11 protein-coding genes are annotated in these 12,519 nt (G+C 43.7%); all 11 read right to left on the minus strand.

Features of this window, described 5'->3' with window-relative positions:
- Positions 1-51: 51 nt before the first annotated feature.
- Positions 52-1,068 (minus strand): DMT family transporter, encoded by a 1,017-nt coding sequence (locus F6K46_RS28030; RefSeq protein ID WP_293061881.1) that lies wholly within the window; start codon positions 1,066-1,068, stop codon positions 52-54.
- Positions 1,069-1,173: 105 nt separating this feature from the next.
- A complete protein-coding gene (locus tag F6K46_RS28035) occupies positions 1,174-1,959 on the minus strand; it encodes an aspartate/glutamate racemase family protein (protein WP_293061879.1) in 786 nt (261 codons plus the stop codon).
- Positions 1,956-3,092: a TauD/TfdA family dioxygenase gene (locus tag F6K46_RS28040; protein ID WP_293061877.1), complete on the minus strand. Its 1,137-nt coding sequence runs from the start codon at positions 3,090-3,092 to the stop codon at positions 1,956-1,958. The genes F6K46_RS28035 and F6K46_RS28040 overlap by 4 nt, the downstream gene beginning before the upstream one ends.
- Positions 3,093-3,132: 40 nt before the next feature.
- Positions 3,133-4,200: a TauD/TfdA family dioxygenase gene (locus F6K46_RS28045; RefSeq protein ID WP_293061875.1), complete on the minus strand. Its 1,068-nt coding sequence runs from the start codon at positions 4,198-4,200 to the stop codon at positions 3,133-3,135.
- 75 nt (positions 4,201-4,275) lie between these two features.
- Positions 4,276-5,325, minus strand: a complete 1,050-nt coding sequence (locus F6K46_RS28050; protein WP_293061873.1) for an aldo/keto reductase — start codon at positions 5,323-5,325, stop codon at positions 4,276-4,278.
- A 175-nt stretch (positions 5,326-5,500) separates the two neighbouring features.
- Positions 5,501-6,253, minus strand: a complete 753-nt coding sequence (locus F6K46_RS28055) for a sterol desaturase family protein (protein WP_293061871.1) — start codon at positions 6,251-6,253, stop codon at positions 5,501-5,503.
- Between the two features lie 314 nt (positions 6,254-6,567).
- Positions 6,568-7,326 carry a sterol desaturase family protein gene (locus F6K46_RS28060; protein WP_293061869.1) on the minus strand — a complete coding sequence of 253 codons (759 nt, stop codon included), beginning with the start codon at positions 7,324-7,326 and terminating at the stop codon, positions 6,568-6,570.
- 47 nt (positions 7,327-7,373) lie between these two features.
- On the minus strand, positions 7,374-8,474 hold the full coding sequence (locus tag F6K46_RS28065) for an alkene reductase (protein WP_293061867.1): 1,101 nt from the start codon (positions 8,472-8,474) through the stop codon (positions 7,374-7,376).
- Between the two features lie 8 nt (positions 8,475-8,482).
- Positions 8,483-9,409, minus strand: a complete 927-nt coding sequence (locus F6K46_RS28070) for an ankyrin repeat domain-containing protein (protein WP_293061865.1) — start codon at positions 9,407-9,409, stop codon at positions 8,483-8,485.
- A gap of 5 nt (positions 9,410-9,414) precedes the next feature.
- Positions 9,415-10,566 (minus strand): sulfotransferase, encoded by a 1,152-nt coding sequence (locus F6K46_RS28075; RefSeq protein WP_293061863.1) that lies wholly within the window; start codon positions 10,564-10,566, stop codon positions 9,415-9,417.
- Between the two features lie 359 nt (positions 10,567-10,925).
- Complete coding sequence (locus F6K46_RS28080; protein WP_293061861.1) at positions 10,926-12,077, minus strand: glycine amidinotransferase; 1,152 nt, start codon at positions 12,075-12,077, stop codon at positions 10,926-10,928.
- Between the last annotated feature and the right edge of the window lie 442 nt (positions 12,078-12,519).

The following is a 12,519-nucleotide window of genomic DNA, read 5'->3' on the forward strand; positions in this document are numbered from 1 at the left end:
GTTAATTTCTCCTTAATCCTTTTGCGATTCCTGCCTTGAACTTAAATTGTCTTAACCAAGAAGTGGCTCAGCTTCAGCTAGATTACTTTTAGCAACATCAGCTTTGACAGCGTATTTGCTCGACAAAGATACATATATACCCGACAGAACTATACAACAAAATGATCCGCTTAAAAGGGTAACCTGCTCGCTCAAAATTATCCAAGCAAAAAGAGCGCTAATCACCGGGTCAAGGAGCAGAGAAACAGCGACAACTCCTGAGGATAGATAATTGAGAGAATAGGTAATGAGTCCATGACCAATTACTTGGGAAAAGAAAGCTAAAGCAACAACCACTCCCCATCCTCGCCATGATATTGGCAAAAAATGGACATTTGTTGTGAATGTGCTGAACAGGAATAAGACAGCCAGCGTGATCAGGGAGCCAATCATACAACACCAAAGCATCAGAGTCCGGGTTTTGAACTGGGTGAGTAGGCGCTCCATGAGTAATAGCTCTAAAGTAGAGCAGATTGCAGAGAGTACAGACAACAAATCTCCTTGAAATTTATAGACAGACTCTGAAAAGTCATTAAATCCTATGAGAATAGAGCCCAAAATGGCTATTGTCATGCCAATTAAAAATCTGCTGTCATAACGATTCTTGAATAAAATCCATCCTCCCAGAGTTGTTAGTAGGGGGCGCAGGCCATGTAAAATCGTGACCGAACTAGCCACACTCGTTTGGGTCAGAGACAAAGCCCAGAGAAGTTGAATTGAGGCAAATAAGCTACCGACTAGTAACAACATGCCTGCTGTTTTCAGGGTGTAGATTGGTTGCGCTTCAGCGGGTGTCTTGTCAGATACATCTTGACGAAATGTCTCAACCCCACTCCAAATCCCAAAAAATAGGCCAGCGATCCAAAAACGATTAAAGATTGTAGAAATGGCACCGATCTCAGCCATGCTAAATTTCACAAAAATAGGAGCCGATCCAATCGCTAATAGTGCTATTAATAAACCAATAAATGGTAAAATAGCCCTTTTTGGATCTGGCAACGGAGAGACATGTTCTACTTGAGTTTCCATGGAAATCGGGTATAAATTCAGTGAAAATTAGCAGGCTTAAAGTTGATTATGGCCTTGAGGACAGATAAGTCCTGCATCTTAAACTGATGGAAAACTCAGCCCAAATCAAATATGTCCGTAATAATCTCGGTGTACGGCAATGGAATAGGCGTAGTCTAACAGTGTTCCCCAGGTAAAAACTGGAAGATGAATCGCCTGCTGAATTGCTCGGGCAAAAGGTTGGGTACCAGAGCATTCTAGAAGTAAGGCTCCCATGTAAGGATGGCGTTGATAAAAATCAACCGCAAATTCCGTCAATTCTTGCTCAATTTTCTCATAATTAGCCTCTCGTGATAGAGGATCAGGTTCCATATAGAGGTTTGTGATTTCAGGACAGCAGCCTGACTCCATCAGGCCTTCAATCACATAATTACTGTTAGGCTGAATCCCAACGGCTTCTAGATGGGCTGATGTTAAAACATTTTTAGAGAAAACCAGAATGCCAACAACTTGGTTATTCCCGATTAACTGTTGTGCCAGGGGCACTTGCAGCAAACTGGACATAAACACAGGAATTTTCACATAACCAGCAACTTCCTTCTGAAAATAGGCAAAATATCCGCATTCTCCGGCGATCGCCCGACATCCAATTTTCTCTAGTTTCTTAGCCGCCTTTTGAATGGGTTCGAGGTAGGGAGACTTATCCGCTTTAAACAGTAACTCTTTGCCATCTAAACCTTCGGCAATTTCGTACTGAATAGGAAACGGATACGCACTGGCATTGCGAGTATCGCCAGGAAATCCTGGATATTGCTCATCTAGAATAATCACCCCAACCCCCATGCCGTAACAATGATGGTGGGGAGATGTTTGAATATTATGAATTCTGAAATCTCTCTGTTGATATATCATTTGATGTGATCCACTCCTCTCCATCGTCCTTTCATGTACTGCGCAAGCCAGTAGGCATCCCTTTCCGATAAGGGTTCAGTAATGGGTTGGTCTAGGGGAGTTGGATGATTCGGTAAAAATCCACCCCTGGGTTGACCCGCGTCCACAGCTCCCCACATTGTTTTGAACGATGGTATGTCCGGCAATTCTCGGCTATTAAATGGAGTGTACCAAACCCGTAAAAGTAACCGATCATACTCCCCTGACTCAATGGGCCAAGAGGAACGGGCGTGGTAAATCACATGATTATTGGTAATCAACCAGTCCCCCGGTTCTACTCTCAGGGTCATTCCCACCTTAAGACCAATTTCTTCTAAAAGCTCCAATCCCTGTTTCTGCTTCTCTGTGAGTCTTGGAGCACCTGGAACCAGTTGACTCAACTTCACATAGGCGCTGGAATACTGGGTTGTGAACTTCCCTTTATGAATACACCAAAGTGGATAACCTGTCCAATTGTTTTCTCCTTCAAAAAAGAAGGGGATTTCTTTGAACAACTCTTGGGCAATATCGGGATGAGACTGACGCATTTCATTATAAATAGTGATGGCACTTGCTAAGCGATTCTCCCCACCCGTTCTAGCCTGTCTAATACAGAGTAAACTATTGATATCACAGCGATCACAGTGAAACCTAAATGCATCATTGGACTGTTTGTCCTTTTCAGAGGAATCTGGAGCTTCTGCCCGAATATAAGTAATGAATTGTGTCGTCTTTCTGATCGGAGAGTCAAAATCTGAATTAGATTCTCTGACGGGCAATCCCATCTGTCTGCAGAGTAGCAGGTAAACCTCTGCGATTTCCTCTTCTGAGTATCGATTAACAGGAATACCCTTTAATAGAACGGCTCCCTTTCCGTTTTCTAGCTCTTCAGAAACACCTCCTAGAGTCTTGCTCAGCTGATTAAACTCAATAGCTTGATCATTAGAGACTTTGAGAGCATCAATAGCCGCTTCAATCTCTGCAATTTCCGTCGAGGTTAATCGATAATTCCAGTAGGTCGAATTCAGTAATTCATTCCCTTTCCAGGCTGCTGGAAGATTGACCAAAGTTTTTGCATCTTCCTGAGATTTGCTTGTAACAGTTTGAGATACCATGTTGCACTTCCTTGATTTTGTTTGCTTTAGTCCGACCCATCTATTTTGTTTGCTTGAGTCCGACCCATCTAACTTTCAGATATCGGTCTAACCAGTAAGACTCGGTTTCTGACAATGCTTCATGAATCGCTTGATCCGGGGGAAGCTTATGATTGGGTAAAAAGCCCCCCCGAGGCTGGCCTGCTTCTACCGATCCCCAAAAGCGTCTAAACGGATCAGTGTCGGGCAATTCTCGACTATTATATGGTGAGAAACACACTCTGAGCAGCAAGCGATCATAGTTCCCCGACTCGATTTTCCAAGAAGCGCGGGCATGGTAAACCACATGATTGTTGACCATCAGCCAATCCCCTGGTTCTAGCCTCAGGGTTATCCCGACTTGACTGCCAATGACCTGTAACAAATTCAGTCCTTCTTTATGACGCTCAGTCAGTCGTGGTGCTCCTTCTATTAACTGACTTAGATACGGGTAGGTACTAGACACCTGGGTTGTAAACTTGCCCTTATGAATCTGCCAGGTCGGGTAACTGATCCATCCCCCTTCTCCGTCATAAAGCCATGGCATTCCTTGAAACAAGTCCTCGGCAATTCCGGGATGGGATCGCTGCATTTCGTTATAGATGGTAACCGCACTTGCTAAGCGGTTTTCTCCACCCACTCGAGCCTGTCTGACGCAAAGCAAGCTCAACACGTCATATCGATCCGTATGGAGTTTGTAGGCATCATTAGACTGCTTACCGTTTTGAGAAGAATTGGCTTCTGCTCTGATAGAAGTGACAAATTGAGATTTTTCCCTGGATGGGGAATCCCAGTCTGAATTCGATTGTCGAATGGGAATACCCATTTGCTGACATAGAATCAGGTAAACCTCAGCAAGTTCCTCTTCTGAATATTGATCAACCGGAACCCCTTTCAAAAGCACGGTTCCTGTACCATTCTCCAGTTCTTCTAAAATGGCTGTCAGTGTCTTTTTAAGTTGATTAAATGATACGGCTTTGCTGTGGGAGACTTTCAGGGTGTTAATGGCCGCTTCAATTTCTCCTACTTCTGCTGGAGTAAGGTGGTAATTCCAGTATTTAGAGTTGAGTAGTTCATGAGCGCTCCACACGGTTGGATCCTTAAGTTGTGTCATATCCTTTTCATTAATCCTTAGGAAAAGAATCTGTACAATAGCTAAAAACTATTAGGGGGTTGGGTTGGGATAACGAGAATGAATCTGGTCGATAGCGGCCAGGATTTCTTGAGATAATTCGATATCCACACAGCTGAGGTTTTCTTTGAGTTGTTCGATGGTAGACACCCCAACAATGGTATTGGTGACAAACCAGCGCGATCGCACAAACCCTAGAGCTAACTGTGCTGGAGTCAATCCATGTTGATGAGCTAATTCCACATAAGCTTGGACTGCTTCCTGAAAGTTGGGTTTAAGGTAGCGCCTGTCAAAGCCGGGAAACAAATCAACTCTGGAGCCTGTCGGTGTTTGGGACAGATATTTACCTGAGAGATGACCAAAAGCCAGGGTACTGTAAGCGATTAATCCGACATTATGAAAACGACAGGCTTCCGCCAAATGAATCTGAAAAACTCGGTTGGTTAAGTTAAAAGCATTCTGAATAGAGACAATTTTGGGTAATCCAAACTGTTGAGCCAGATGGCAAAACTCACACACCCCCCAAGGTGTCTCGTTGCTAACACCTAGATAACGAATCTTTCCTACTTTGACCAACTCTGCAAACGCTTCTAATTGCTCCAAAATTGGCACAGTTTCTCTTTCATAGCAGGGATCGTAATCTGGATCGCCAAACAGTGGCACATACCGATCTGGCCAGTGGATTTGGTAAAGATCTATATAGTCCGTCTGTAGCCTTCGGAGACTGCCGTCTATTGCTTCTTGGATATTCTTTCGGTCAATTCGATTTTTCCCCTCCCGAATCCAGGTCAATGGTAAGGTTCTGCTGATGGACGGGCCAGATACCTTAGTCGCAATCACTAGCTTATCCCGTGGCTGTTTGCGTAGCCAGACCCCAATATATTCCTCTGTCTTACCTTGGGTTTCTGCACGGGTAGGAGCTGGATACATTTCTGCAGTATCAATGAAATTAATACCCTCAGAAACTGCATAGTTCAGTTGGGCGATCGCCTCTTCCAAGATATTCTGCTGGCCATAATTCATGGTTCCCAGACAAATTTCAGAAACGACCAAGTCACTATCACCGAGTCTTTTGTATTGCATCAGACTTCACTCCGAAAACAAGCTATATTGCCTATTAAAAAAGTGATCAACCATCCAAACGGGTCGCACCGCCAGGAACAGGCAAGATGCCCATTCCACCTAACTGTTAAAATGATTCCAAGACTCACGCAACGCCCACCCTATTGGTTAGAGCGCGGGGCTTCCCGGTTGGGAGCTAAATCCCAACCACCTTTTGCCAGTTGATAGGCGGATCAACGACTCCAAAGGTTTGCTCGTCGGGATTAACAGAGTCCGGATTAAGATAAGTTCCAAAGAGGCGATCAAAAATGGTAAAATAGCTACCCATGTTGTAAGCGCCAACTTGGGTATGGTGTAGGCTATGATAGCGAGGCGTAACAAAAATCCACTCCAACAGCCCCATCCAAGAACGCCACTTCGCATTTGAGTGAGTCCAATTCTCGTGAAGAGCGCCGAACAACCCTAAATAAAACATAACTTCTGGGGGGATTTCGAGGATTGGAAAAGCCAGAAACCCTACTTGGAATAAAAACCGACTGGTGAAACTGGTTCTTTGAGCCGCCAACCACCATAACTTTTGAATAGAGTGATGCCAAAGGTGGGTTTGCCAGAGATAATCATTATGGTGCATCCACCAATGAGCAACGTAGTAACAAAAATCCTTAATCACATAAGCCAAAATCACCCGCACCCATAGAGGTAGGGCAAGTATACCGAACTGACCCAGCCACTCCTTCAGAATGGGAGGGATAAAAAACTCAATGATATCAGCGTATGCATAAGCAATAATGATGACAAATACAAGGGATATTACAGCAGCACCAAACTCCTTCAAAAATTCTTCGGCATAGCGAATCTCTTTTAGGGGATCGGGCTTTTCCCAAAGTAGCCATATCAGCCCACCTGTCAAAAAAATTGCTAGCCACCCGATTATAATTTGTGTAATCATCTAATCAATTATTATCCTGACTTTATAACTATACCTTTGAAAACCTTTGAGGGTAAACGCAAAAATCAATAAGGCGGCATTGTTATCAACACTCTTGATCTAAATATGCCATAATGCTGAGCAATCTTGGCTGATTATGGTCATAATCCTTGCCCTATATAGCAATCCTAAAGCATTTGTAAAATCTGTCAGATTTTAAATCCTTACTGGGCAAGGGTTAGAGCGATAGCTTTGGCCACTATATTTGACGAATCAGATAGGATTGCTATATCACATTTTGGCTAAATTTTTATTGCGCTTAGCCTGCTATACCTCTAGACCCCAATGATTTTGCGCGGTGTAACAAGTGCGTTTTCTCCTGAGGCAAACTCTATTTGGTCAGAGGCTAATTTTTCAGGGTCAACATAGGTACCAAAAAGGCGATCAAAGATGGTCAGTAGAGCCCCCAAATTTTGGGTAACAGAGCCGCTTTGGGAGTGATGTATGGCATGAACCCGAGGAGTGACATAAAACCACTCGATGAACTTCATCCAAGAACGCCACCTAACGTTCAGATGAATCCAGTTATCGTGGATCATGTAGTGAATTCCTACAAAAACCATAATTTCAGGTGGAATTCCCAACAATGGAAAGCTGAGGAATCCCACCTTGTACAACAGCACATCTGTCAGGCTTTCTCGTTGAGCAGCCAACCACCAAAGCTGATCAATGGAATGATGCCAATTGTGAGTAAGCCAAAGGGTATTGTTTTTGTGCTTGATCCAATGGGTTACATAGAAACTAAAGTCTTTTAAGACGTAGGCAATCAATAAGCGCACCCACAACGGCCAAGATAACAACCCTGTCCAACCGATGAAATCCATCATGGACGGAGAAATCGTGAGTTTGACCAGTGCTACAAAGAAATAGGCAAGAATAATACTGTAAACTGCGGAGATCATTGCAGCACCGAATTCGATTGGAAACCGAGAACGGTATTCAACTGACCGAAAGGGATCTTTAATTTCCCAGATCCAAAACAGTATTCCCGATCCAAAAAGGGCTGATAATCCGATCAGCATTTGAGTAATCATAGTCTACCTCACGGTATCAATAGGTCTGATGATCTAAATGGTTCAAATTATTCCAAAAATGGGTAATCTACGTATCCTCGTTCATCGCCACCCGTAAATGTTGGACGGTGATAGGGATTGAGGGAGGCATTTAGAGCAAAGCGTAATGGTAAATCAGGATTGGCAATAAACCATCTACCATATGCTACTAGATCAGCATCACCCTGACGAATAATCGCTTCTCCAGTTTCGCGAGTGTAACCCCCTGCTGTTATTAATGTTCCGCTATATCGGGGTCGAAAATGGTGAACACCAAGCTGTACTTTTTTTTGGCTAAAGTCGTCATGACTGCCTTTAATTCGGGGTTCTACAATATGGAGATAAGCAAATTTAAATTGATCAAGCTGAGTCACTACATAATTAAATAAAGCTTCTGGGTTAGAGTCATTCATATCCTGGAACGTGCTACTTGGAGACAGACGCACGCCTACCCGATCCGATCCCCACACCTCAATAACAGCAGCAGTGACTTCCATTAGCAAACGGGCACGATTTTCAATACTGCCCCCATAGGCATCGGTGCGATGGTTACTGTTATCTTGCAGAAACTGATCTAGTAAGTAACCACTAGCACCATGAATTTCTACCCCGTCAGCTCCTGCGCGCAATGCATTTTCTGCGGCTTTACGATATTGGGTAACGATACCAGGAATTTCGCTGCTTAAAAGTGCTCTGGGAACAACAAAGGGCACCTCCTCCTCCGTGGCAGTTAAGGCATTTTCCTCTGCTGGGGCGATCGCACTCGGAGCAACTGGTAGTGCGCCCTGAGGTTGCAACGATGGGTGAGAACACCGTCCGCCGTGCCACAGTTGAAGAAAAATTCGCCCGCCCCGGTCGTGTACAGCCTGAGTCACCAATTGCCAACCAGCAATTTGCTCAGGGCTATAAATTCCAGGTGTTCGTGGAAGGCTGCTGCCCTGGGGAGAAATTTGGGTGGCTTCACTAATGATCAACCCCACAGAAGCCCGTTGAGCATAATACAAAGCATTCAGGGGAGTCGGCGCGAGATGCTGATCAGCTCGTCTACGAGTGAGCGGAGCCATGACCATGCGATTCGGTAGCTCCAAATCTCCAAGCTTAAAGGGTTGCAGTAGTTTAAGTGAATCCATTTCCCCCCTCAACTCACTGGAAAAATAGTTGCAGCAGGATTAGGTTGAAGCAGCTCAAGCAAAGCATGGTCTGAACCTAGGACATCTGTGGCAATTTCCCGACTGTTCTGCCCTGAACCATCTATAAACCTTAGGTTTGCTCCTGCCCTGATTAGTGCTTCTGCACAGCTAAGCTGGCCTTGTCGCAAGGCATAGTGTAGGGGCGTTTGGTGCGTTCGAGTTGCACTCACCGCATCCACAAATGCCCCAGCTTCGAAGAGCAGGCGTATGACTTCTGGACTCCCTCCTTTACAGGCTTGATGCAGCACTGAGGTGCCAGAGCAACTATCAAGCATGTACAAGTCTGCTCCTGAATCTAAGAGGACGCTCACCATCTCTACATTAGCCTGCTTCGCTGCCATCATCAAAGGGGTCAACCCACTTTCGGTATCTCTAACATTGACATTTGCACCTATCGCTAGAAGAGACTGCACAGTAGGGAGTTGATTGTCTTGTACAGCCTGAATTAACCGCTGATCCAAGTTTCCCTTGAAGGCAGCAACCTCTAGATTGGGGTCAAAGTAAAAGCTCCATGAGGCAATTTTGCCATCTTCATCTAAAATAATGAATTGGGCATCTTCCACCTCAAAAATTTGCTGGGTCTGTTTGCATACTTCTCGGGTGTGGGAAATAATGCAGGCTTTATTGCCCTCAACAATAAATTCCTGCAAATCATAGCTGAGGAGTTCAACGGTTTGGGCTCGAATTTTAAAGGCTTCGGCTACTGCTTGACGTCCGACTTTCTGTCCAAGATATGGGATGGCCTGATTATATTCGTTCTGGGGAGCATAGAAAACAACAGTTTCTGATAAGCCGTCTATGACCGCTTCAATATCATCCTTGGCCCAGCTTTCAAACCACTGCCTTAAAATTTGGGTTGTTTCTTCAGTATCCATAACAGCTATTTAATCAGATCCATTGAGTTCAAGAGGGCTTGATGATGTTTGTCAACCTTGGCCGCAAACTGATCAAAAAACTCAAACTCCTGAAATTGCTCAGCACCCGTCTTGTATCCCGCATCTCGCAAGTTTTGCTGGGTATCCAGATTCTCTAGATATTCGGCTTGCTGTGGCGTTAGGGACAGACCCAATTGGCGATAAACCAGTTCCACAGAATCTTTGATATTTTGAGTAAGTCGATCAAATGAGAAATAGAGCTTTTGTTCTGGGGGTAAGCCCTCAAAAAACTCGATGGTTTGGCGAGCCGCTTCTACTCTGACCCTCCGCTGCATAGGCTTCCAGCTTGGCATCTGGGTGACATCAACCCCCGACTTACAATAGGCCGATTGACAGATAAGAGTCATATAGGAATTCATAAACCGTTCGGATGGTCGAGTAATTGTGACAAATAGCGCGTCGGGATAGAGGGACTTCATCATTTCCAAGCGCTGGAGACACTCATTATCCTTAGAGATATAGATGCGATCGCCACCCCGCAAGTAAAGCACCTTTTGAATCACTTTGTATTGAGTCTTTAGCATCCTCTCCTGGGTTTTGCGAGAAAGTTTGCTAAAGTTATTCAAATTTTCTAGTAGTTTGGGATAGGGAAACCGATTAATAACATAAAACTGATAGAAAAAGCACTCCTCAAATAAAAATCCATCATCTTCATAGTCGTTCAAGTAACTATAATGCATTTTCTCAGCCAGTTCGGCTTGGTCATTACTGCCCCAATAGTTTACCTGGCTCATCCGCTCCAAAAAACCAGTTGATTGCAACACTTTTTGCAGCACAATAGAGGGATAGCGCCACTCTAACAGTCGAATACCAAAAAATGTTTTCTCGTCAGCAGCAAGGGTTCGATGCAGAAATGTAGTGGCACTGCGAGGTTGAGCAATAATGAAAACAGGAGTACGAATCGTCTGCTGTCGGTACTGAGGAAATAACAGGTCATCTAGACACCAACAAAGGGCGATGAATGGTAGTTTAAGTGCGTAGTTTAGTAAATATAAAGCCTGCTTTTGCCTATCTTTAAAGCCAATTGACGGCTCTGGATCAAACAGCACATGCTGCCAGATCTTAAAGTAGGTAGGCCAATGAGGAAAAGGGGTCATAAGGATAGCCCCAATGAGAATTAAACCAACTATCAAAAAAGCAATAGAGATGGAAAACAGCATAGCTGAACCTTAAAAATTCAACACATCAGGGATTGAAGCTTGTATAGCACTACAAGAGTTGATTAGGACAGATAGATTGAGTTTAAAGGCAATAGTAGAATCTCCTAACGTATGGACGTAGCGCTATACCCGTTTTCAGTTTTGGTTTTTGAGTTTCAGCAATCCTGTGAAGCAGCAGGTTTGAGCTGATGATGTTCAATCGGGATTCAGGGGAAGTTGGCATAAACGGTTCAACTGAACTTAGTGCTCCAGAACCCCGATCATATGATAAATCAAACCCTTAGAGTTAAATTGACTTAGCTAAAATAGTCTTCCAGAGAACCTTCCCGAACGGTATCGAGGGTGAAACAGTGGAACCCGCCTCCAAAAATTCTTCGATGTCGATGCTGTACAGGAATGGGGGTAAACCCATGCTTCTCCAGTGTTTTAATCAGTTCTGGAAATAGAGAGTTAACGATGATTTTGTCTTCATCAATCGACAATACGTTTAAATCAATGTATTTTGTGGTGAGAATCAAATCATCATCCTCATAGGTGGGAAAGATGTTCTCAGTCGGCTCTGGAGGATAGATGATATCCCACTTTTGCAGTGGCTCCGGTAAGCGATCCAGAAACTGGGGATTACGTAGCAGGAGCTTACCGGGCTTTAGGGGTAGGATAATGCTATCAATATGGTTGTCAGCAAATTGATACAGCATATGAAAATTAAATTGCCCTTCAAAATGGCGCTGTAACCACTGGTATGCTAGATAGTGGTTTTTAGTAGCTACGTTGACTAGAATATCCTTTCCAAAGCGGATGCACTGAGCGGCATCAAACATCATCTCATAGCCAATATCAAATGCTGATTCATTTTGAGGATAAACTTCCTGCATTGCCGGCACATTTTGTCCCGAAATGTAGGAGGTATCAAAGGACTTATCTGTCATAATGGGCTTTGGCATATTCGTCCATTTTGCGCCCTGATTAAAGTATTTGTAAAAGATTGGCTTTAGTAAGTCATTTTCAAAATATCTGGCACGAACCTGAGGCGGCGTCTCCAAGATTTCGTTGCCAAAAATAATGGCTTGATCTCGAACATTTAAGGCGGGAATGCAGTCAGCTTTCCAGTAAGGTGTCTCAAATTTAATGGCTTTACTCAGAGGAATGGGTCGATGCACCAAAATGTTCAACTGCTGCAAAGTGCTTACCAGTTCTTCAACATCTTCGTTCAACTCTTCTAAGTACTTTCTTTTCAGGGTATGAGTGACAACACTTTGAGATGTCTGAGTTTGATTGGGACTATCACTTCCACCATTAGTTACGTAATAGGGATAACAAAATGCTGAATAGGCAACATCGTGAAAGAAAACCTTAAAAGATAGCTCTAACTCTTGGGTATTGTAGTTAATGGGTGAACCAACAATCACTTCTTTTAAGGTAGACCATTCATTGAAACTATTGACCATAACAGTTTATTGTTCCTTAATGGTAAGTGGGTAGGTGTGATTAATTCAACGTGAGTTGAACGGACTGGACAAAGCCAAAAAAAAAAAGCTGATACTAGGTTTGAACTATTCAGTCTCAGCTAACTATCGAAAAAAGTGTATCACGTCTGGATGTCACCAAAATCTTTGTGTCACAGCTGATTGGAAAACAGAGCTATAACCTTTGCGTTGCAATGCTTTCATGATTTAGGCGTATTGTTACTCCTGTGAGCTGAAATCCATAGTCAACGAATGTGAGCTCTTAAAATTTACTTTATAACCTCTTAAGATTTACTTGTAAGCATTCAGGTGATGGGGTTGACAAAAAGGGAAGGATGAGTAGTAGTGTAGAACCATGGAAATCAAACCGCCAGCTATCCCAAATAGCTTTGAAGCTCTGGAACTGCTGCCCCAATCAGTTCTG

Source organism: Moorena sp. SIO3E8, assembly GCF_010692445.1.
In the GTDB taxonomy this organism is placed as follows: Bacteria; Cyanobacteriota; Cyanobacteriia; order Cyanobacteriales; family Coleofasciculaceae; genus Moorena; species Moorena bouillonii.